Origin of the sequence: Kluyvera chengduensis, from assembly GCF_044197065.1 — a bacterium.
Taxonomy (GTDB): Bacteria; Pseudomonadota; Gammaproteobacteria; order Enterobacterales; family Enterobacteriaceae; genus Kluyvera; species Kluyvera ascorbata_C.
This window is the reverse complement of sequence record NZ_JBIQOI010000002.1, coordinates 823,551-844,190: the sequence shown is the minus strand read 5'-3', so window position 1 is coordinate 844,190 and position 20,640 is coordinate 823,551. Positions and strand designations below refer to the sequence as shown.

Genomic DNA, 20,640 nt, shown 5'->3' with positions numbered 1-20,640 from the left:
TTTTTCTCCTTGCTAATAATTATTAGCTAATATTTATTAACCAGCGTGCAGGGCGCAATCCTGATGCGGTTGAAGTGTCGGGTTGTTCACAAAAAAAGCGTGGGATAACTGTGCTATAGTCGGCGGCGACAAGGAGCGAACATGGCGAAGAAAAACAAAATAACGATGAGTGATATTGCCAGGGAGGCGGGCGTTTCTCAGGCGACGGTTTCTCTGGTGCTCAACAATAGCCGGGCGATTCGTCTGAGTGAAGCCACTCGCGAACGCGTCTATGCGGCCGCGGCGGCGCTGGGCTATCAAAAGATTATCGTGCCTCATCGTCAGGAAGGGCAGGAGGAAATTGCCCTGCTGCTGTGTGGGATGCCGAACTACGATCCCTTCGTCGAGGCGATTAGTGATGCCGTCTCTGCCGCCTGGCAGCGGGACACCCTGCTGACCGTTTATGACTATGGCGACGATCTGGAGATGGCGGCGCACATTCTGCGTCAGCTTGACCAGCGCGCCTGTGCGGGGGTGATTCTGGCAAGCCCGGTGACCCGCGCCTTTGATTTCTCGCCGTTCGACGCGCTTATTCATAAGCCAGTGGTGCTGTTAAACCAGTACGACCCGCAGCGTCCGCTGCTGCCGACCTTTCTTCCCGATGATCGCGCCAACGCCTGCCAGATAGTCAGCCATCTTCTGTCCCAGGGGGTAACGCGCATTGCGCATATCATGGGCGATGACTGGATGGATGCCAGCGTGCTGCGCCTCGACGGATATCGCCAGACGCTGGAGCAGGCCGGTATTGCGGTGGATGAGACGCTTATCAAACAGACCGACTGGTCGCTCAATGCCACCTTTAACGCCACGCTTGAGCTGATGCGTTTGCCCGAGCCGCCGCAGGCTATTTTCTGCGCCAGCGACTGGATGACCCTCGGCTGCTATCAGGCGCTCGCTATGCTCAATATCGCCATTCCGCGCGACGTGCTGGTGTGTGGCTATGACGATCAGCGCATTGCGCATCAACTGACGCCGGCACTAACCAGCGTGCAGTTAGCCTATAACGAGCTGGGCAGAATGGCGGTGAACTACCTGTGTGAAGGGGATGATACGGCGGCGCATGTCCGGCTGGTGGGGAAATTGCAGGTGCGCGGAAGTAGCCTGCGCACCTGAAGATATTAACTGACCGGGATCATCACTACGTCGCGGAAGGCCGGGCGCTCGCCCAACTGCTGGTACCAGCGCGCCAGGTGCGGTCGCGGCTGCCAGGTTTTGACGGTTTCCAGCACGTTATAAACAAACGGCGCAACGGCGATATCGCCCACGCCGAAGCGGTCGCCGGAGAGCCAGGTCTGGTTTGCCAGGGTGTTATCCAGAATGGCCAGCAGCGGCTCGCAGGCTTCAATCGCCGCGTTGATTTCATCCATGTTGCGCTGCTCTACCGGGGTTCTCACCAGCCCGAAGAGAATTTTACGGTGCACCGGCGATAGGGTTTCGTTGGCCCAGTCCATCCATTTTTCGCTTTTCGCACGTTGAACAGGCTGCGCCTGCCACAGACTTTCTGCGCCGTACTGCGCTGCCAGATAACGCACGATGGAGTTTGATTCCCACAGTACGTCGTCGCCGTCTTTTAGCATCGGGACCAGGCCGTTAGGGTTGAGCGCCAGATAGGCCGCATCGCGGTTCACGCCAAATCCCTGACCCGCCATAATTTGCTCATAAGGCAGGCCAAGCTCTGCCAGCGTCCAGCGCACTTTTTTCACGTTTGTTGAGTTATTTCTTCCCCACAGCGTTAGCATATCCACTCCCGTTTTTTTAGCAGAGATTAAATGTGGGCCAAAGTAAACGCTTACGCAATCTCTCTCAAAAAAAATGTCAGGTTTTCAGCACAATCAGGGGATCTTGCGTAAACTTAAAAAACTTTACCAACTCACTGTTTCTTTAAGAGAGTTTCTACGCTATTACTCACGGCCGGGTGCAGCACGGTACTGTCGTGGCGCGTTTTTGGGAATGGATACTTGGGTGGCTTTTATGATGTGTAACGCTAACTCCTTCAAGAGCCTGATGGCAGGCTCTGCGCTTTTACTTTTAGTGGCACCGGCGGTGCAGGCGGCGGAACAACTTCCGGACGCGCCGGCAATCGACGCCCGTGCCTTTATATTAATGGATTACGCCAGCGGTAAAGTCCTGACCGAGGGCAACGCCGATGAGAAACTCGACCCGGCTAGCCTGACCAAAATCATGACCAGCTACGTGGTCGGTCAGGCGCTGAAGGCGAATAAAATCAAGCTCACCGATATGGTGACTATCGGTCGCGACGCGTGGGCCACCGGCAACCCGGCGCTGCGCGGCTCTTCGGTGATGTTCCTCAAGCCCGGCGAGCAGGTGTCCGTTGAGAACCTCAATAAAGGGGTGATTATCCAGTCGGGCAACGATGCCAGCATCGCCATTGCCGACTACGTTGCCGGCAGCCAGGATTCCTTCGTCAGCCTGATGAACGGCTACGCGCAGAAAATCGGCCTCACCAATACTACCTTCAAAACCGTTCACGGCCTGGATGCGCCGGGGCAGTTCAGCACCGCGCGCGACATGGCGCTGCTGACCAAAGCGATGATCCACGATGTGCCGGAAGAGTACGCGATACATAAAGAGAAAGAGTTCACTTTCAACAATATCCGTCAGCCGAACCGTAACCGTCTGCTGTGGAGCTCCAACCTCAACGTCGATGGCGTGAAAACCGGGACCACGGCGGGGGCGGGCTATAACCTGGTTTCCTCGGCCACTCAGGGCGATATGCGCCTGATTGCAGTCGTGCTGGGCACCAAGAGCGACCGCGTACGTTTTAACGAGTCGGAAAAGCTGCTGACCTGGGGCTTCCGGTTCTATGAAACCGTCACGCCAATCAAGCCGGATGCCACCTTTATTAGCCAGCGCGTCTGGTTCGGTGATAAGCGCGAGGTGAATCTGGGCGCGGGGGAAGCCGGTTCGGTGACCATTCCAAAAGGCCAGCTCAAAAACCTGAAGGCCAGCTACACCTTAACGCAGCCGCAGTTGACCGCGCCGTTAACCAAAGGTCAGGTCGTCGGCACTATCGACTTTAAGCTTAACGACAAAACCATTGAACAGCGTCCGCTGATCGTGATGGAAGCGGTCGAAGAGGGCGGCTTCTTCAGCCGCATGATGGACTTCGTACTGATGAAATTCCACGAATGGTTCGGTAGCTGGTTCTCGTAATATCCCGCTAATACAGCAGCGAAATTTGCTGCTGTTTCGCCAGCGCGACCAGTTCGTCATCCGGGCAGGTATCGCTGGCAATCACATCAAAGCGCGTCAGTTCGCCCATGCGGGCCGGGCGCACTTTGCCAAACTTGCTGTGATCCGCCACCAGCACATGGTAGCGCGCCTGGCGCATCGCCCAGTGCTTTACCGGCAACTCTTCAAGATTAAAACAGGTCGCGCCCATTTCAATATCGATACCCGCTGCGGAATAAAACGCAATGTCCGGGCAGAGGTGCGAGAGCGTGTCCTGCTCGCTCAGCGGTTTGAAAATAGCGTTGCTGGCGTGGAATTCGCCGCCGCAGAGAATGGGCCGACAGTTGGGTTTATCCTGCAGCGCTAAAAAAGTGTTTAGCGAGTAACAGACGGCGGTAAACGGCAGGTCGTTATCAATGGCGTCAATAATCCACGGCGTGGTGGTGCCACAGTCGAAGAAGGCCATCTGATGAGGTTTGAGAAGCTTTGCCGCGTGGCCTGCCGCCCGTTTTTTCTCTTCAACCAGTCGGGTTTTCTGGTCGCTTAACAGGTAATGTGGAACGCTGCGCGGTTCCAGTACCACGTAGCCGCCGAGCAGCACGACGGGCCCGCTTTCGCTGTTGAGATCGCGACGAATCGTCATTTCAGAAACGCCAAGCAGAGCTGCCGCTTCTTTGAGATGGAGCTTATCGCTGCGTTTCAGTGCCTGAATCAGTTGACCTATTCGCTCGTCGCGTCGTGTTTCCATAGTTCCTCTACCGGAAATGCCCCGGTAAGGATACCGGGGTCAGCGCGTTATTTTACCTGTGAGCGGCCACTTCGGAAAGGCTTCAGGAGCGTCAAAGATATTGTGCGAGCAAGGTTTCCAGACTGTTCTGGTCTACGGCGAACAGACGAATACCCTCGGCCAGCTTTTCGACTGCCATGGCGTCCTGGTTGTGTGCCCAATAGAATTCAGCTTCGCTGACAGCATCAGGCTTCGGCTGTACTTCTCCGGCATAGTGCAGCGGTGCCGGGATGTCGGCATCGCGCTGCTGAAGCGTTGCCAGTAGCGACGGTGAAACCGTCAGACGATCGCAGCCGTTCAGGGCCAGAACCTGCTCTGGCGTGCGGAAGCTCGCGCCCATCACCACCGTCTGGTAGCCGTACATTTTGTAGAAACGGTAGATATTGCGCACCGATTCCACGCCCGGATCGTTATCGACGGTATAGACGGTGTCCGGGTTATTTTTCTTGTACCAATCGTAGATGCGTCCGACAAACGGGGAGATGAGAAATACGCCGGCATCGGCGCAGGCGCGTGCCTGAGCGAAAGAGAAGAGCAGGGTCAGGTTGCAGCGGATCCCCTCTTTTTCCAGCACTTCAGCGGCGCGAATACCTTGCCAGGTGGCGGCAAGCTTAATCAGGACCCGTTCTTTACCTACGCCTTGTTCGGCATACAGCGCAATCAGTTCGCGCGCTTTGCGAATGCTGGCCTCGGTATCAAACGACAGGCGAGCATCAACCTCGGTGGAGATTCGCCCCGGTACGCTTTTCAGAATCAGTGCCCCGATACTGACCGCCAGATGATCGGCAACGGTGGAGGGCAGGAGTTCCTTTCCGGCATAGCGCGATTTTAGCGCGGCGACCGTCTCTTTAATCAGCCCCTGATATTGCGGTAGCTGTGCGGCTTTATAAATAAGAGAAGGGTTCGTGGTGGCATCTTCGGGTTGATAGGCAATGATGCTATCAATGTCCCCGCTGTCAGCGACAATAATGGTGCGCTGCTTTAATTGTTCAAGCTGATTCATAACCAGTACCTGTTTTTATTGGGTCGCGAGTAAAGAGTAGGCCGGATAAGCGAAGCGCCATCCGGCAGGTTGGGGCGGATAGCCGGATGGCGCTTCGCTTATCCGGCCTACGACGTTATTTTTTATGGCATTAACGGGCTTGTGCGACGCGGGTGGTCAGGCCCGGCATGTTAAAGCACTCGGCTTCATTCTGAATCATGTCTTTAATTTTGTTCACCACGTAGCGTTCTGGCTCAACGCCAAATGATTTCAGGTTGGCAAACATGGTCTGCATTTCTTTCACCACCGCCGGTTTTTCGTAGTTATAGTGGCCGCTAAGCTCAAGAATCTCCTTCAGCAGCGCGGGCTCGCTGAAGATCTGCTCTTCAGATTTATTTTTATGCTCGTCGGTCATCCATTTTTCCCACTTGTGGCTCAACACGCACTCACGGGTCAGCACGGTTTTTAAATCTGATGCCGATTTAATAAACCCTTTGGCCGCCAGATCTTTTTCCACTTCCGCGAGCTTCAGATAGGCGCGAGTTTCAATGGTGCCGTACGCCGGGGCGACGTTCATGGCGGTGATCCCAAGGCCCGGGTGTTTAAGCAGAATTTCGTCCGGCAGATAGTCGCCGTTGTGCTCTTTCAGCCCCACGCCGTAGCGGGTGCTGATAGCCGACAGCTCCGCCGACTGGGTGTCGTTGAAGTGGCCAACGTTTTTGGTCAGGCGGGTGAGGGTACCGGTCTGACCGACGATAAACAGCGGCTGCGGCAGACCTTCGTCGTTCAGACGCTTGTTCAGTTCAACGATAAAGCCTTCGTAGGCGCTGATGTCGGTCAGGCCGCCGTTGGTCTCTTCGGTGCCCACTTCGTAGAAGAACTCTTTCAGGTTGTTCTTTTTACGATACGCTTCGCAGAAGCGAATCAGCTCGACGGTGCGGCTCAATACCAGCTCGATATCAATCACTTTGCCCATGACGTACGGGTCCTTAGTGGGGTCGATGTGCAACAGATCGAACCCGGCATCCATATCAATCTGGTAGGAGCGGCGCGCCAGCTCCATCGCCTGCGCTTCCGGAATATGGTCTTTACGCTCTTTATCACGCTGCCACGGGCCGCCGTGGTCGCGGCAGAGGAAGTAATCGCCGTCGAAGCCGACTTTATCAGCCATCGCTTTCAGGTCGGCGGCGAAGCGGAACTGGTCCCAGTTATTAACGTAGCCTGCGCCAAATTCATCGGCATCAACCTGGTTACGGCTGGCAATAAACATTAGCGGCAGATCTTTTTCTTTGCCTAATTCAAAACATGCCTGAATAAGCGCCGGAGACATTGGGCCAATACCCAGCATCGTGGACTTACCACCCTTAACGATATAATCAACGTACTGCTTCATGGTGTTTTTCATGACAACTCCTTAGGCTTTATTCATATCTGAAGTGACAGTTTTTTTAGCGTCGGTTTTCTTCACCGGCTCGCTAATATTTGGACGCAAAATATGCAGACAGATGGCGGTCACAATGACGCCGATGGCCATATCGAGGACGTACCACAGCGGAGCTTTATTGACGCCCGCGATGGCGATTAACCCGCCGTGCGGCACCATCGATTCCACGCCGTGAATCATCGCCAGGCCCGCACCGACGGCGCTGCCGATAATGATTGACGGCAGAACGGTCTTGAGGTTTTTCACCGCGAAGGGAATAGCGCCTTCGGTAATCCCGATAAGGCCCATAAAGGCGGCGGAGGTACCCATGCGGCGTTCATCCTCGGCCCATTTGCGCTGCGAAATGAACGTAGAAAGGGCGATACCCAGCGGTGGAATCGCGCAGGCAATACGGTAAGCGCCGTTCGGGCCGTAAATGCCTTCGGCCATCAGCGCCAGGGTGAAGGCGGTTGCGGTTTTGTTGACCGGGCCGCCCATATCGAAGGCCGCCATGGCGCCAAGGATCAGCCCCAGTACGATGCCGCTGCTGCCCTGCATATTGGAGAGCATGGAGACCAGCCATTTCATGGCGGCGCCAATTGGCCCAATCAGAACGTACAGGTAGAGCATGCCGACGATGCAGGTTGAGACGATAGGGATAATCATGATTGGCATGACCGGCATCAGCGCCTTGCCAACCTTCCAGGTTTTAATCCATTTCGCGACGTAGCCACTGAGGATGCCAAGCAGCATCGCCCCGAGGAACCCGGTCACCACGTGATCGGCACCCAGTGGAGTGCTGGCCATAAAGCCGGTAATGACCCCCGGCGTCAGCCCCGGTTTACCGGCGATGGAGTAGGCGATATAAGCGGCGAGCACCGGGATCATCATCCCAAGACCCGCGCTGCCGATAGCGCCCAGATTCAGTAAGAATGGGTTAGTGACCACCATCCCTTTGCCCGCGACCGGCTCACCGCCAACCAGCGACAGCGCGAGGCAGATCCCGCCAACCACCACCACCGGCATCATGTATGACACACCGGTACTGAACGCTTTAACCAGCTCATCCTTTACGGCTTTCATATTTTCCGACATTTTCAATCCTCCTGGTTCCCGCTATTTTTTATTAGGCGCACGCCATATTCAGGGTGTCGTAATCCCCCAGACATGAATGTCTGGTTAAAAAAGTAACGGGCTCGCAGAAATTAAATTACGTTTTATTTGCCTTCCCGGATGCCGAAATAAATCCGGGAAAGGTCGCTTAAATTAACGCACCAGCTTTTCAGCTTTATCGATAATCGCCGCAGGGTCGCGCACGACTTCGGCAGGGTTGAGTGAAATCACCAGCCCGGCATCTTCTTTTTCTTCAAAGCGCTCAACGCCTTCGATGCCGATGGCAATCGCCAGAATTACCACATCGGCTTCGGCGATTTCGTCTTCAGTTAATTCATTCTCAATGCCCATGCCGCCCTGGGTTTCGACCTTCACGTCGTAACCGCGTTTTTTACATTCTTGCTCAATGGCTTCCTGCGCCATATAGGTATGGGCAACACCGGTAATACATGCAGCAACTCCGACAATTTTCATGAGTGACTCCTGATTTTTTATTTTGGCTGTTTATTTAAAATTCTAATTCGAGACCATGAAGTTATACGTCTAAGGTTCTGGTCATCAGGTTGTAGAGTACGTCGACGCTATCGGCATTTTTTATTTCATTGCGGAATTCCTCTTTCATTAATTTACGGGCGAGAGTGGAGAAATATTTCATATGCGCATTGGGATCGGCAGATTTGCTGACCGTGAGCATAAAGACGGTTTCCACCTGCTGGTCACCCCAGGTAATAGGGGTTTCCAACGTCGCCATACTGATGGTCGAATCGGTAATATGGTCAGATTTGGTATGTGGAATGGCAAAGCCGTAGCCGACGGCAGTGGAGAACGAGTCCTCCCGCGTCCAGATGTCGTCGCACAGACGCTCCCGGTTGTCGGTGCGGTGGTGCAACCACAGGTTATCGGTCATTTTCTTGATGGCTTCGTTTTTATCCCGGGCATCAAGATTAAAGAGAATAAATTCCGGCGCGAGAATTGGTTTCTGACTTTCTGCCTTCACCACGGGAGCCTGAAGCGCGGCTTTCACCGCCGCGGATCGCGTCAACGCGAGGGCTTCCAGCGCCAGCCGTTGGCATTGGGCAAAGTTAAATTCACGCAGCGCGTGCTTCACGCCGGGGATCGCGGTTCCACTCATGCTGAGTTCGTCGAACCCCATGCCGGTGAGCAGCGGCAGAAAATCTTTGCTGGCACCCAGTTCGCCGCACAGGCCAATCCATTTCCCGGCGCGGTGGACTTCATCAATGGCGAACTGCAACGCACGCAGGAAGGACGAGGCGTAGTTGTCATAGACGTTCGCTACCTGCGAATTACCGCGGTCGGCGGCGAAAAAGTACTGCGTCAGATCGTTGCTGCCGACGCTAAAGAAGTCGGCGTACTCGGCCATTTCAGGAATGGCGAAGATAACGGACGGCACTTCCAGCATAACGCCGAGCGAGATAGCATCGTTGAACGGTAAACCTTCTTCGCGCATGGTCTGCTTGACGGATTCCAGCACCTCACGACACCAGATAATCTCTTCCACGCTAGCGATCATCGGGATCATCACCTTCGCGTTACCCACGGCCGAGGCGCTGAGAATGGCCTTGAGTTGCATAGCAAACAGCTCGCGATAGCGCGGATAGGTACGCACCGCACGATAGCCGAGGAACGGGTTCTCTTCATCGCCGAGATTCAGGTAGTCGACGGGTTTATCGCCGCCGATATCAAAGGTGCGGAAAATAACCGGCTTACCGTTGGCGCAGGTCATTACGCGGGTATAAAGTTCGGCCAACTCGACGTAGTCCGGCGGCGTTTCGCGGTCCATAAACGACATTTCGGTACGGAACAGCCCGATTCCTTCAGCCCCGTTATTAAACGCGGCCTCGGCTTCCTCGAAGCTGGCAATATTGGCGGCAATTTCAAGGCGATGGCCGTCGGCGGTGACCGCAGGCTGATGGACGTTGCTCAGCATCTGCTGTTGCATCGTATGCTGTACCGCCATTTCGTTGCGGTAATAACGCAGCACCTGCTCATCAGGCGCGGTGACTAAGATAGCCGGGTCGCCGTCAATAATAATGTCCTGCTGTGGTTGCAGATTGAGCGCGGAAAAATCGATATCGGTCAGCGTCGGGATGCCCAGCGAGCGGGCAAGGATCGCGGTATGTGATGTTTTGCCGGTGGCGGTAAGTACCATGCCCGCAAGCATCTGCTTATTAATGCCGAGGAATTTACTCGGCGTCAGGCTATCAGCAAAAATAATTGACGGTGCGCTAAGCTCAAGGCCATGTTGTGGGAGAGCATGCTCGCCATAAACGGTAGTTAGCAGCTGGCTGGTAATATCCAGCACGTCCAGCACTCTTTCTTTAATATATTTACTGGACGAGCGGTTAAGTATTTCGCAGAAATCCATTGCCGCTAATACGATGGCGCGCCAGCTATTCTCACCGTTATCAATAAAGTGAACTATCGCTTGCTGGAAGGCGCTATCGGTAATAATGGATAAATGTGCCTGGATAATATCGTGTTCGACGCCGACTTTGCTTTCCAGCGCATCCAGTTTGGCCTGTTTTAATGCTCCAATACCGGCTTTCAGCGCCTGTTTTTCCTCGGCGGCGGCACCGGTTTTCATCGGGGCGCGTGCCATGATGTCGTCAAAACTCAGGCTCTGGACCACCACTGGGCGTGCAATCGCTACGCCGCCGCTGATACGCGAGCCCTGAATAAAACTGAGCTGGGTTTCGCGCAGTGAGCGGGGAAGATAGCCGGCGGGTGCCTGCGTTTCTTCTGCTGAAACAACCTCAAACTGCGGGAGCTTTTTCAACAGCGCGGAGAGCTCAGCCGTTGCGGTGTGGGCGTCTTCGCCGCTAAGGGTAATTTCGCAATCGTCGTTCAGCAACGTATCGGTGGCGACGAGAGAGAGTGCGCTTTTGGCGCTGCCCTGTAACCCGGTACGGATGTTCTTCCAGCACACCTCAGACTGAAAGGTGTTACAAAGGCGCTCAATATGTCCTGCCGGTCTGGCATGGATACCGTCCTTGAGCTCACACTGATAGGTAATCAATTCCGACATAACCACTCCCAAAACTTTTCGCCAATGCGGGTGAATTTTGCTTTGCAGAACGCTGTCTGCATTTCATGTATCTATCCTTGACCGTTCGCCTTGCAGTTTGAATATAAAAAAAGTGACGTTTTCTTGAAAAAAATAGCCTGGTATTTATTTTGTGACCCTAATCATAAAAATGAGTTTGAATGCGGGGAAATAAATTCGTGATAACGGAATTACTATGAAAACCACTTTATTTATATTTATTCATCATCGCTGGCTGCGATAAAAATAAAGAATGTTATTGGCGGCTGATGGTGGTAAATATGCATTTTCGTGGACTGCTTTTTGATTTAGATGGCACGCTGGTGAACTCGCTGGATTTTGTTGAGGCCTCGTGGAGCGCCTGGGCGGTACGTAAGGGATTCAGCGCGCAGGCGGTGCGTCATTATCTGCACGGTAAACCGGCAGTCAGCACGTTGCGCCATTTTATGCCGGGAGCAAGTGACGCGGTAATTGAGCAGGAGTTCCTGGCGCTTGAAGCGTATGAAGCCAGCCATGCGGAGGGCATGACGCCGGTGCCCGGTGCGGCGGCGTTTCTCCAGTCGCTCAATACGCTCAATGTCCCCTGGGCTATTGTCACGTCCGGCTCGCTTAAGGTGGCTTCGGCGCGCATTCACCATGCGGGGCTGCCTTTCCCTGACATCCTGGTCACCAGCGAGGATATTACGCGCGGCAAGCCCGACCCGGAGCCCTTTCTGCTGGGCGCGCAGCGTCTGAATCTTTCCGCTGCTCACTGCGTGGCGTTTGAGGATTCTCACGCTGGCTTACTGTCGGCACAGGCAGCCCAAAGCGTGGTGGTTGAAGTGCTAACCGCGCAGTCTACTACCCACGATATCGACGCCTTCGCCACTATTCCGCACTACCAGAATCTCTCCGTCTGCCATAAAGGCGGGGCCGAATTTTTCCTCAGAATTGAAAATGGAGCAGGTCATGATCGCTAAAAAAACGCTGGCGAATGCAATTCGCTTTCTTAGCATTGATGCGGTGCAGCAGGCGAAATCGGGTCACCCCGGCGCGCCGATGGGGATGGCAGATATCGCGGAGGTGCTGTGGCGAGATTTTCTCAACCATAACCCGGCGAACCCGGGCTGGGCTAACCGCGATCGCTTTGTGTTGTCGAATGGCCACGGTTCGATGCTTATCTACAGCCTGCTGCACCTTACCGGCTACGATTTGCCGCTGAGTGAGCTGAAAAACTTCCGCCAGTTGCACTCAAAAACGCCAGGGCACCCGGAGGTGGGTTACACCGCAGGCGTAGAAACTACCACTGGCCCGCTGGGACAAGGGATTGCTAACGCCGTGGGAATGGCGGTTGCCGAGAAAACGCTGGCGGCACAGTTTAACCGCCCAAATCATAAAGTGATTGACCATTTTACCTACGTTTTTATGGGTGATGGCTGCATGATGGAAGGAATTTCGCACGAAGTCTGCTCGCTGGCGGGTACGCTGAAACTGGGTAAGCTGGTGGCATTTTATGACGATAACGGTATCTCAATTGACGGTGACGTAGAGGGTTGGTTTACCGACGACACCGCTCTGCGTTTTGAAGCCTACGGCTGGCACGTGGTGCGTGATATTGATGGTCACGATGCCCAGGCGATACAACGTGCCGTCGAGGCCGCCCGCGCGCAGACGGATAAGCCTTCTTTGCTGATGTGTAAAACGGTGATTGGCTTTGGCTCACCGAACAAGGCAGGCACCCATGATGTCCACGGCGCACCGCTCGGTGAGGCTGAAATTGCCGCCACCCGTGAAGCGTTGAACTGGCCTTACGCACCGTTTGATATTCCTTCTGAGATTTATGCGCACTGGGATGCCAGGGAAACCGGTGAAGCCAAAGAGTTGCAGTGGCAGCAAAAGTTTGCCGCCTATGCGCAGGCTTTCCCGGAGGCGGCGGCTGAGCTGACTCGTCGTCTGAATGGCGAACTCCCGGCGGAATTTGACGCAAAATCGCAGGCCTTTATTGAGCGCCTGCAGGCTAAACCGGCAAAGATTGCCAGCCGTAAAGCGTCGCAAAATGCCATTGAGGCCTTCGGCCCGCTGCTGCCGGAGTTTCTCGGCGGCTCGGCGGATTTAGCCCCCAGCAACCTGACGCTGTGGTCGGGCTCAAAGGCCATCAATGACGATAGCGCCGGTAACTACATCCACTATGGCGTACGTGAGTTTGGCATGACCGCCATTGCCAACGGCATTGCGCTGCACGGTGGTTTTCTGCCTTACACCTCCACTTTCCTGATGTTCGTTGAGTATGCCCGCAACGCGGTGCGCATGGCGGCGCTGATGAAGCAGCGCCACGTGATGGTCTATACCCATGATTCGATTGGTCTGGGGGAGGATGGCCCGACGCATCAGCCGGTGGAGCAGATTGCCTCGCTGCGTCTGACGCCGAACCTCAGCGTGTGGCGACCGTGCTGCCAGGTTGAAACCGCCGTGGCCTGGAAACAGGGCGTGGAGCGCACAGACGGGCCAACGGCGCTGATCCTCTCAAGGCAGAACCTGACCCAGCCGGAGCGTACCTGGCAGCAAATTCAGGATATTGCGCGGGGTGGCTACGTGCTGAAGGGCGGCGAGGGAGAGCCGCAGGTGATTCTGATTGCCACCGGTTCAGAGGTAGAGTTGGCCGTAGCCGCCTGGCAGCAGCTGACCAGCGAAGGCATTCGCGCTCGTGTGGTATCGATGCCCTGTACCGACCGCTTTGATAAACAGGATGCAGACTATCGTGAATCGGTGCTACCCGCAGCGGTGACCGCGCGTGTGGCGGTCGAAGCCGGTATCACCGATTACTGGTACAAATATACCGGGCTGGGTGGGGCGATTATGGGCATGCACGGCTTTGGCGAGTCGGCCCCTGCAGAACAGCTGTATGAAGCCTTTGGTATCACCGCTGAGGGCGTGGTTCGTCAGGCTAAAGCGTTGCTGGCGTAATCACGCAGGCCCCTTCATATGGGGGCCACTTTTCACCAGGAGGAGCCATGTTCAACGTCGATTTACATCTGCATACCGTGGCCAGCACCCATGCGTACAGTACCGTTCACGATTATCTCGCCGCTGCCGTACGTAAAGGTATCCGGCTAATTGCCATTACCGATCACGGCCCGGAGATGGTCGATGCGCCTCATGCATTTCACTTTAACAATATGCGCATTCTGCCGAGAGTGGTGGAGGGCGTGGGCCTGCTGCGCGGTATTGAGGCCAACATTAAAGCCAACGGCGAGACCGACTGTAGCGACAAAATGCGCAGCGCATTGGATCTTATTATCGCCGGTTTTCATAAGCAGGTTTTTGCCCCCGCCGACGTGGTGACTAACACCGAGGCGATGATTGCGGCGATCGCCAGTGGCAAGGTGCATATCATCAGCCACCCAGGTAATCCGGAATACCCAATTGATATTCCGGCAGTTGTTGCCGCCGCCCGTGAATATGATGTGGCGCTGGAGGTAAACAACGCCTCGTTTCTGCTTTCCCGGCGGGGCAGCGAAGGTAACTGTCGCAAAATTGTGGAAGCGGTGCGAGATGGCGGCGGCTTACTGTCGCTGGGAACGGACTCGCACAGCGCCTTTGCATTGGGTGATTTCAGCGCCTGTCAGCCGCTGCTGGTGGAGAGCGGATTCCCTGAAGCGCGAATTTTAAACCGCTCGCCGCAGCGGGTTCTGGCATTTCTTGAACGTCGCGGCGGCGAACCTATTGCAGAGCTGAATGCGTTGTTCGCTAGAGATCGATAATGTTGCCTCTGGGGAGATTCAGCGATTTGCGGATAGCAGAAATGACCTCGGCGGGCTTGAGCAGCAGCGAATTGATGCAGACGTTGAGAATGCGGCAACCGTCGAAGCGCGTCGGGTTATCGATGGTGATGTCAGAGGCAATGATGGCAAGTTCGGCCTCAACTAAGTCTTTTTCGGTGATCTCATTTTTCAGCCCCAGCACGCCCTGGGTCTCGATTTTGATCGAAAAGCGGTAGGTTTTTGCCAGCTTTTCCAGCTGTTCCGCGGCCATATAGGTATGCGCCACGCCGGTAGCGCAGGCAGTGACCGCCACGATATGCAGATGGCGATCGCTGGAAAAGGGCTGCACGTCATCTTTTGCGGTACGGGTCATGATAAGTTTGCTCCCTTGTTCTTACGCCGGTACTCAAGCGGCGTACAATCGTTGATATCCCGGAACACTTTGCAAAAATAGTTGGTATCGGTGAAACCGCACTTCTCGGCGACCTCGTTAATTTTCATGGTGGTGTTGGTCAGCAGCGTTTTCGACCGTGAGATCCGGGCGAGCTTCAGGTACTCATTAAACTTCACGTCTGATTCGCGGGAGAACAGACGTGAAAGATAACCGGGGGAAATATTAAAAGCTTCCGCGACGCTTTCGCGGCTGATCTCCTGATGATAGTGGCTATCAATATGGCTTTTGATGTCGTCCAGCAGCGAAAAGGGCCCCCTTGGGTTGTTCATCCCTTCGGCCACCTGATAAAGCAGGTCGTTAAGCAGCGCGTAGACGATGTGAGCGAAGGTCTCGCTGGTTTTATCCTGTGCCCACGCCATCGATTCTGCTAGCTCCAGCAGCCGGTCGCGTACCGTACTGCTGGAGTTTTGCAGGTTAAATTTTTCCACCTCTTTGAATTGCGTACCGTCCCAGTTGCTGATGCTAAAGCCGACGTCCTGCTTCCAGAAAACAATCGACATACAGATAACCGGGCTTTCCCACTGCGGTGAATTCCAGCTGTTGGCGGGAATGTAGGTGATGGTGCCGACAGCACGCTCGCACTTAATGATGCGGTCGCTGCCCTTTGGCAGCAGCATACTGAGCGCGCCTTTCACCGTCAGCTCAATGCGCGGCACGTGCAGATGGTAGGCCATCACCGGCGGCTGGGCGTCGCCGTTGGCGACCAGCACGCCTTCGCCGGTGGCGCTTTGCGCGCTGAACTCGCTTAAAATTGACTGGATAAATGCGGCCATTGTCTGCGTCCTTATTGCTCATCCTGGGGTTTAACCACGGTTTTCAGCACTTTCACCGCAATGGCGGTAGTCAGCGTGCCGGCAATCACCGAAACGATATAGCCGAAATGGTTACCCACCACCGGCAGCACGATTAGCCCGCCCCAGGGCGCGGCGTTGGTCGCGCCAAACCACAGCGATGAAATCGCTGCCACGGCGCTCCCCAGCATGATGGCCGGGATCACGCGGATGGGGTCGGCGGCGGCAAAGGGGATGGCTCCTTCGGTGATCCCCATAAAACCCATGATGATCGCGGGTTTACCGGCTTCGCGCTCCACGTCGTTAAAGATGCCTTTAAACATAAAGGTGGCCAGGGCAAGACCGAGCGGCGGCGTGCAGTCGGCGGCGGCGACGGCGGCCATGAGCTGTGGGTTGGTGGAAATCAGCGCGACGGCAAAAAAGAAGGCGGTTTTGTTCATCGGGCCGCCCATATCGACGGCAATCATGCAGCCCAGAATTCCGCCGAGGATGATAAATGACACTCCCTGCATATTGGCGAGCCATTCACTCAGCCACTTCATGAGCCCGGCAATTGGGTCGCCGATGATGTAGTACACCGCCATCCCGGTCACAAAGGTGCCCAACAGCGGGATAATAAAAATCGGCAGTACCATGCGCAGAAATCCGGGGATCTTCAGACGGGCAATCACCGCCAGCAGCACCCAGACCACCAGCCCGGCGATGATGCCCGCGAGCATGCCGCCCAAAAAGCCTGCGCCCATTTGATAGGCCATCAGGCCGCCGATGGCACCAGGAGCAATACCCGGTTTATCCACCATCGACCAAGCGATAAACCCGGCCAGAATGGGAATAAATAGCGTTAATCCGGCCATGCCAATTTGCGACATTGCTTTCAGGAAACCGCTCTCAGGTACTGCCGCATGGCCGCTGAACATAACGGCCAGCGCCAGCAGTACGCCTCCCGCGACGACAAACGGCACCATATAGGACACGCCGGTCATGAAATGCCGCTTGGTATTTTTTAAGAGTTTTAACATACCGGCCTCGTTGCAGGGGTGAGCGAATCAGCGCGTTAACGCGCTAAAAATCAGGTTATAGAGCGCATTGGGGGTGGTGGCCGCTTTGGCTTTGCTGACGAATTCGTCGTTCATCAATAAACGGGCAAGGCTTGAGAAATGGCGCATATGCTCGTTTTCCGCTGCAATTGCGCTGATGGACAACATAAAAACGGTATCCACCGGTACGCCGCCCCAGGCAATCGGCTGGCGTAAGCGAGCGATGCTAATGGTGGAATGTTCGACAGACGTAGTACGCGCGTGCGGAATGGCAAAACCTGCGCCAACCACGGTCGGGAACGGGGTTTCTCGCGCCCAGATGTCGTGGCAAAGCTGATCGCGCGCATCCGTACGCTGGTGTAGCCAGAGGTTATCGACCATGCTTTTGATCGTTTCGTTTTTATCCTCGGCATCCAGATCCCACTGGATCAATTCCGGCGTCAATAAAGGCCACTCGCTCCGGTTAACGGCGGCCTGCTGTCGTTTTTGTTTCTGCACATCCATTTCGCGGCGGAAGTAGCGCTCGATTTTGTTATCGACCTCGGTAATCAGAATGCCGTGTTCGCCGTCGAGTATCAGAAGCGGCTGTTGAGAAAGTGCGGCAGGATCGACATCGATATCCGCAAGCGTTGGAATATCCAGCGCTTGGGCGAGGATCGCGGTATGTGAACTTTTCCCCGTCTTGGAGAGCACCAGGCCCGCCAGATTTTTCCGCTCCAGCGACATCAGTTGGCTCGGGGTAAGCGCGCTGGCAAATACTAAGCCAGGGCGCGTGAGAGAAGGGGCAGGCTGCAGCAGCGGGTGGTCTGGATAGAGCACATGCAGAATTTGCGTGGCGATATCAAGAATATCCAGCGTGCGCTGCTGAATATAGCGGCTCGGCGAACGCGCCAGCAGGGCGCTAAAATCCATAGAGGCCTGGATAACGGCAGACCAGACGTTCATTCCCCGATGGAGATAATCGCTGATGCTGGCCTGAAACTCGCTATCGGTGATCAACGTCTGATGTGCTTCCAGCAGATCTCGTTCGATGCCGTTCGTGCGCTGGAGGTCGATTTCTTTTGTCTGCCCCAGGATTTCCAGCGCGGCCTGCAGTCGCTGCTGGGCGCGCTCTGCGCTTTCAAATTCGTCAGGGCTCTGCACGAGCAGGGCGTCAAGGTTGGCACCTGCAATAAAGACCGGTGGCGCGATGGCTATCCCGGCGCTGATACGCGCACCGGTGAAATAGTGCGGGTGCAGCTCTTCAAGGCAGCGTGGAAGCTGTCCGGGTGACGATTCCTGAGCGGTACTGAAATCTGGCAGACACTGGAGCAACGTGGTCAGCGCAATGGCTGCACTCTGGCAGTCCGGCCCACTTAAGGTAATGCGGCAGATATCGCCGGGTAAGGTATCGGTGGCGACCAGAGAGAGCGCATTTCTCGCGCTGCCAGTGATCCCGGTGCGTAGGTTCTGCCAGACAACATCGGCCTGCCAGCTATTGCACAGACGAGCAATATGCCCCGCAGGTCTGGCATGGACCCCCTCGCTTAACGAACAGTGGTAGGTGATTTCCTTCGCCATGGTGACTCCTGAGGGCATAACACGGATGGGTCGGATAGACACCTGCTATCTTTTACCGATCCCTCAGGGGTTAATATAGTAAAAATGTCACCTTTCCTTGAAAATAGTGACCTGATTGTGAATTTGTGACGTTAGTCATACTTTGCTTTGCGAGGAGTGTGCGCTATCTGTTTGTTTTTAATAATGATAATTATTCATCAAGCGCGAGTGGAGTTTGCGAAGTTAGTCACAAAATTTAAGCAATGGGGGGAGTAAGACAAACCGCCCATTTCTGGGCGGTAGCGGGAGATTTATTCGCGAACCCAGCCTTTACGAATAGGTACCGAGAACACAATGCGGTACAGCTGTTGCAGACGCGGATAAACCGTCGCACCGATGTATTGCCACAGCATTTGTGCCACCATGCAGCCGGTAAGGCCGCTGAGAAAACCGCCAAGCATATCCATTGGCCAGTGGACGCCAAGATAGACGCGAGACCAGGCAATCGCCACGCCAACCACCATCAGCACCAGCCCGGACCACAGGCGATGCCAGAACAAAAACGCCAGCGCAAAGGTGAAGATTACCGTGCCGTGGTCGCTTGGGAAGGAGTTATCCGGTGCGTGGTGCAGGAAGGTGTGACCGATGTTGTCAACGAATGGACGTTCATGCGGGAATAGCTGACCAATCATCCACGACAGCGAGAGGCTGACGGCGATAGCCAGTGCGACTTTAATCACCAGATGGCGCTGCGCATGAACCTGACGACGTTCACCCCAAAGCCACATTGCTGCGGCCAGCAGGGGAACAATCAGGATCAGGTCCTGAGCAATAAATGTGGCAAATGAAATTGCCCATGGGGCTGACGCTGGGGTGGCGTTGATCAGCAAAAACAGCGAGTGGTTAAGATTTTCCAGCATAACGTTCCGGTTTCGCAAATGACGGTTTTATGACAGCCACCTTAAGAAGCCAATCCTGGACCGTAAAGCGGCATTGTCTGAATCGCGCCATCGGTGTACAAGCATCTGTCATTAAGGTGGATCATTAAGTGGCGTAGAGTATAGCGCGCACTACCTTAAGCCAATCTTAACAGCGTCAATTTGTGCGAAATTGTTAAGCGGCGTGATAATTAACTATCACCACTACTGCGCATTGATTAAACTTGCGCGTTTTTATGATGGATGCGAGCCATATGGACACTTCTTCTTCCCGGAAACGCTTAGGGCGCAAGGCGATTCTGTTCCCGCTTTGCCTGGTGCTCTACGAATTTTCCACCTATATCGGCAACGATATGATCCAGCCGGGCATGCTTGCGGTCGTCAAAGAATTTAATGCGGGCAACGAGTGGGTTCCGACCTCAATGACCGCCTACCTGGCAGGCGGGATGTTCCTGCAATGGCTGCTTGGGCCGCTGTCGGACCGCATCGGCCGTCGCCCGGTGATGCTGACCGGCGTTATCTGGTTTATCGTGACCTGCCTTGCCACGCTGCTGGTGAACAATATTGAGCAGTTCACGTTCTTGCGCTTCTTGCAGGGGGTGAGCCTGTGCTTTATCGGCGCGGTGGGCTACGCGGCAATTCAGGAATCATTCGACGAGGCAACCTGTATCAAAATTACGGCGCTGATGGCGAACGTGGCGCTGATAGCCCCACTGCTGGGGCCGCTGGTGGGCGCGGCGTGGATCCACGTGGCGCGCTGGGAAGGGATGTTTGTGCTCTTCGCGGCGCTGTCGGCCATTGCTTTCGTCGGGCTGTTTAAATCGATGCCGGAAACGGCGACCCGCATCGGTGAAACGCTGTCGCTCAAAACGCTGGGTCGTGATTATCGCGAAGTGCTGAAAAACGGCCGTTTTGTGGCCGGTTCGCTGGCGACGGGCTTTGTCAGCCTGCCGCTGCTGGCGTGGATTGCGCAGTCACCGGTCATTATCATCAGCGGCGAACATGCCAGCAGCTATGAATATGGCCTGCTGCAGGTGCCGATTTTTGGCGCGCTGATCCTCGGCAACCTGGTGCTGGCGCGTCTGACCTCACGCCGTACGGTGCGCGCGCTGATTATTGCCGGGGGCTACCCGATTATGTTTGGTCTGGTGCTGGCGGCTGCCGCAACGGTGGTGTCGTCACACGCTTATTTATGGATGACTGCCGGGTTAAGCTTCTACGCCTTCGGCATTGGTCTTGCTAACGCCGGACTGGTGCGTCTGACGCTGTTTGCCAGCGATATGAGTAAAGGTACGGTGTCGGCGGCGATGGGGATGCTGCAAATGCTGATCTTTACGGTGGGGATTGAGCTCAGTAAACATTGCTATGAGCTGGGCGGTATTGGCCTGTTCAGCCTGTTTAACCTCGCGGGTGGCCTGCTGTGGCTGGGGCTGATGGTGATGTTCCTGCGGGATAAAGCGGTGGGTAGTGGGTTGCAGCCGCAGTAATTAATCCCGGAGTCGGTGCTTCGCACCTCGTCCGGGCTACATGATGGGTAGCCC

18 protein-coding genes are annotated in these 20,640 nt (G+C 55.2%); 6 read left to right on the top strand and 12 right to left on the bottom strand.

The genetic code is table 11. From position 1 onward, the window contains the following. Positions 1 to 141: 141 nt before the first annotated feature. Complete coding sequence (locus ACH1XZ_RS09610; protein ID WP_395595358.1) at positions 142 to 1,152, top strand: LacI family DNA-binding transcriptional regulator; 1,011 nt, start codon at positions 142 to 144, stop codon at positions 1,150 to 1,152. A 5-nt stretch (positions 1,153 to 1,157) separates the two neighbouring features. Here ACH1XZ_RS09610 and ACH1XZ_RS09605 read toward each other — a convergent pair whose 3' ends face one another. Further along, on the bottom strand, positions 1,158 to 1,778 hold the full coding sequence (locus ACH1XZ_RS09605) for a glutathione S-transferase family protein (protein WP_395595357.1): 621 nt from the start codon (positions 1,776 to 1,778) through the stop codon (positions 1,158 to 1,160). A 232-nt stretch (positions 1,779 to 2,010) separates the two neighbouring features. Here ACH1XZ_RS09605 and dacC point away from each other — a divergent pair, with 232 nt between their 5' ends. Continuing rightward, on the top strand, positions 2,011 to 3,213 hold the full coding sequence (gene dacC, locus ACH1XZ_RS09600; RefSeq protein ID WP_395595356.1) for a serine-type D-Ala-D-Ala carboxypeptidase: 1,203 nt from the start codon (positions 2,011 to 2,013) through the stop codon (positions 3,211 to 3,213). A 7-nt stretch (positions 3,214 to 3,220) separates the two neighbouring features. Here dacC and deoR read toward each other — a convergent pair whose 3' ends face one another. The 6 genes from deoR to ptsP all read right to left on the bottom strand — a co-directional run bounded on the left by deoR (position 3,221) and on the right by ptsP (position 10,582). Further along, entirely contained in the window at positions 3,221 to 3,979 is a 759-nt protein-coding gene (gene deoR / locus ACH1XZ_RS09595) for a DNA-binding transcriptional repressor DeoR (RefSeq protein ID WP_395595355.1), read from the bottom strand. A 91-nt stretch (positions 3,980 to 4,070) separates the two neighbouring features. Next, the gene (gene tal / locus ACH1XZ_RS09590; RefSeq protein WP_395595354.1) at positions 4,071 to 5,021 is read right to left on the bottom strand and encodes a transaldolase; all 951 of its coding nucleotides are present in this window, start codon (positions 5,019 to 5,021) and stop codon (positions 4,071 to 4,073) included. 130 nt (positions 5,022 to 5,151) lie between these two features. Continuing rightward, a complete protein-coding gene (locus tag ACH1XZ_RS09585) occupies positions 5,152 to 6,405 on the bottom strand; it encodes a class II D-tagatose-bisphosphate aldolase non-catalytic subunit (RefSeq protein ID WP_395595353.1) in 1,254 nt (417 codons plus the stop codon). 9 nt (positions 6,406 to 6,414) lie between these two features. Further along, positions 6,415 to 7,518 (bottom strand): PTS fructose transporter subunit IIC, encoded by a 1,104-nt coding sequence (locus ACH1XZ_RS09580; protein WP_395595352.1) that lies wholly within the window; start codon positions 7,516 to 7,518, stop codon positions 6,415 to 6,417. A gap of 171 nt (positions 7,519 to 7,689) precedes the next feature. After that, positions 7,690 to 8,010 carry a PTS fructose transporter subunit IIB gene (locus ACH1XZ_RS09575; protein ID WP_395595351.1) on the bottom strand — a complete coding sequence of 107 codons (321 nt, stop codon included), beginning with the start codon at positions 8,008 to 8,010 and terminating at the stop codon, positions 7,690 to 7,692. 61 nt (positions 8,011 to 8,071) lie between these two features. Then, positions 8,072 to 10,582 carry a phosphoenolpyruvate--protein phosphotransferase gene (gene ptsP, locus ACH1XZ_RS09570; protein ID WP_395595350.1) on the bottom strand — a complete coding sequence of 837 codons (2,511 nt, stop codon included), beginning with the start codon at positions 10,580 to 10,582 and terminating at the stop codon, positions 8,072 to 8,074. A 299-nt stretch (positions 10,583 to 10,881) separates the two neighbouring features. On the opposite strand from ptsP, the gene ACH1XZ_RS09565 reads away from it, so the two are divergent. The 3 genes from ACH1XZ_RS09565 to ACH1XZ_RS09555 are packed head-to-tail and all read left to right on the top strand — an operon-like array spanning position 10,882 to position 14,340. Continuing rightward, positions 10,882 to 11,559, top strand: coding sequence for an HAD-IA family hydrolase (locus tag ACH1XZ_RS09565; protein ID WP_395595349.1), 678 nt, complete (start codon positions 10,882 to 10,884; stop codon positions 11,557 to 11,559). Next, positions 11,549 to 13,543, top strand: coding sequence for a transketolase (tkt, locus tag ACH1XZ_RS09560; RefSeq protein WP_395595348.1), 1,995 nt, complete (start codon positions 11,549 to 11,551; stop codon positions 13,541 to 13,543). The genes ACH1XZ_RS09565 and tkt overlap by 11 nt, the downstream gene beginning before the upstream one ends. A 47-nt stretch (positions 13,544 to 13,590) precedes the next feature. After that, positions 13,591 to 14,340, top strand: coding sequence for a phosphatase (locus tag ACH1XZ_RS09555; RefSeq protein ID WP_395595347.1), 750 nt, complete (start codon positions 13,591 to 13,593; stop codon positions 14,338 to 14,340). On the opposite strand, the gene ACH1XZ_RS09550 is transcribed toward ACH1XZ_RS09555, so the two are convergent. From ACH1XZ_RS09550 to ybjG, 5 genes are all read right to left on the bottom strand, one after another. Continuing rightward, positions 14,327 to 14,713 carry a PTS fructose transporter subunit IIB gene (locus ACH1XZ_RS09550; RefSeq protein WP_395595346.1) on the bottom strand — a complete coding sequence of 129 codons (387 nt, stop codon included), beginning with the start codon at positions 14,711 to 14,713 and terminating at the stop codon, positions 14,327 to 14,329. The two genes, ACH1XZ_RS09555 and ACH1XZ_RS09550, sit on opposite strands and share 14 nt — an antisense overlap. Beyond that, the gene (locus tag ACH1XZ_RS09545) at positions 14,710 to 15,567 is read right to left on the bottom strand and encodes an AraC family transcriptional regulator (RefSeq protein ID WP_395595345.1); all 858 of its coding nucleotides are present in this window, start codon (positions 15,565 to 15,567) and stop codon (positions 14,710 to 14,712) included. The genes ACH1XZ_RS09550 and ACH1XZ_RS09545 overlap by 4 nt, the downstream gene beginning before the upstream one ends. 11 nt (positions 15,568 to 15,578) lie before the next feature. After that, positions 15,579 to 16,604: a PTS fructose transporter subunit IIC gene (locus tag ACH1XZ_RS09540; RefSeq protein ID WP_395595344.1), complete on the bottom strand. Its 1,026-nt coding sequence runs from the start codon at positions 16,602 to 16,604 to the stop codon at positions 15,579 to 15,581. Between the two features lie 27 nt (positions 16,605 to 16,631). Further along, positions 16,632 to 18,182, bottom strand: coding sequence for a PTS sugar transporter subunit IIA (locus ACH1XZ_RS09535; protein WP_395595343.1), 1,551 nt, complete (start codon positions 18,180 to 18,182; stop codon positions 16,632 to 16,634). A 290-nt stretch (positions 18,183 to 18,472) separates the two neighbouring features. After that, entirely contained in the window at positions 18,473 to 19,081 is a 609-nt protein-coding gene (ybjG, locus tag ACH1XZ_RS09530; RefSeq protein WP_395595342.1) for an undecaprenyl-diphosphate phosphatase, read from the bottom strand. Between the two features lie 272 nt (positions 19,082 to 19,353). Between ybjG and ACH1XZ_RS09525 the strand changes: the two genes are divergently transcribed. After that, the gene (locus ACH1XZ_RS09525; protein WP_395595341.1) at positions 19,354 to 20,586 is read left to right on the top strand and encodes an MFS transporter; all 1,233 of its coding nucleotides are present in this window, start codon (positions 19,354 to 19,356) and stop codon (positions 20,584 to 20,586) included. Positions 20,587 to 20,640: the final 54 nt, after the last annotated feature.

Excerpts from the sequence above, each read along its gene's own strand:
- ACH1XZ_RS09610 (WP_395595358.1), top strand. The coding sequence starts at position 142 with ATGGCGAAGAAAAACAAAATAACGATGAGTGATATTGCCAGGGAGGCG.
- ACH1XZ_RS09605 (WP_395595357.1), bottom strand. The coding sequence starts at position 1,778 with ATGCTAACGCTGTGGGGAAGAAATAACTCAACAAACGTGAAAAAAGTG.
- dacC (WP_395595356.1), top strand. The coding sequence starts at position 2,011 with ATGATGTGTAACGCTAACTCCTTCAAGAGCCTGATGGCAGGCTCTGCG.
- deoR (WP_395595355.1), bottom strand. The coding sequence starts at position 3,979 with ATGGAAACACGACGCGACGAGCGAATAGGTCAACTGATTCAGGCACTG.
- tal (WP_395595354.1), bottom strand. The coding sequence starts at position 5,021 with ATGAATCAGCTTGAACAATTAAAGCAGCGCACCATTATTGTCGCTGAC.
- ACH1XZ_RS09585 (WP_395595353.1), bottom strand. The coding sequence starts at position 6,405 with ATGAAAAACACCATGAAGCAGTACGTTGATTATATCGTTAAGGGTGGT.
- ACH1XZ_RS09580 (WP_395595352.1), bottom strand. The coding sequence starts at position 7,518 with ATGTCGGAAAATATGAAAGCCGTAAAGGATGAGCTGGTTAAAGCGTTC.
- ACH1XZ_RS09575 (WP_395595351.1), bottom strand. The coding sequence starts at position 8,010 with ATGAAAATTGTCGGAGTTGCTGCATGTATTACCGGTGTTGCCCATACC.
- ptsP (WP_395595350.1), bottom strand. The coding sequence starts at position 10,582 with ATGTCGGAATTGATTACCTATCAGTGTGAGCTCAAGGACGGTATCCAT.
- ACH1XZ_RS09565 (WP_395595349.1), top strand. The coding sequence starts at position 10,882 with ATGCATTTTCGTGGACTGCTTTTTGATTTAGATGGCACGCTGGTGAAC.
- tkt (WP_395595348.1), top strand. The coding sequence starts at position 11,549 with ATGATCGCTAAAAAAACGCTGGCGAATGCAATTCGCTTTCTTAGCATT.
- ACH1XZ_RS09555 (WP_395595347.1), top strand. The coding sequence starts at position 13,591 with ATGTTCAACGTCGATTTACATCTGCATACCGTGGCCAGCACCCATGCG.
- ACH1XZ_RS09550 (WP_395595346.1), bottom strand. The coding sequence starts at position 14,713 with ATGACCCGTACCGCAAAAGATGACGTGCAGCCCTTTTCCAGCGATCGC.
- ACH1XZ_RS09545 (WP_395595345.1), bottom strand. The coding sequence starts at position 15,567 with ATGGCCGCATTTATCCAGTCAATTTTAAGCGAGTTCAGCGCGCAAAGC.
- ACH1XZ_RS09540 (WP_395595344.1), bottom strand. The coding sequence starts at position 16,604 with ATGTTAAAACTCTTAAAAAATACCAAGCGGCATTTCATGACCGGCGTG.
- ACH1XZ_RS09535 (WP_395595343.1), bottom strand. The coding sequence starts at position 18,182 with ATGGCGAAGGAAATCACCTACCACTGTTCGTTAAGCGAGGGGGTCCAT.
- ybjG (WP_395595342.1), bottom strand. The coding sequence starts at position 19,081 with ATGCTGGAAAATCTTAACCACTCGCTGTTTTTGCTGATCAACGCCACC.
- ACH1XZ_RS09525 (WP_395595341.1), top strand. The coding sequence starts at position 19,354 with ATGGACACTTCTTCTTCCCGGAAACGCTTAGGGCGCAAGGCGATTCTG.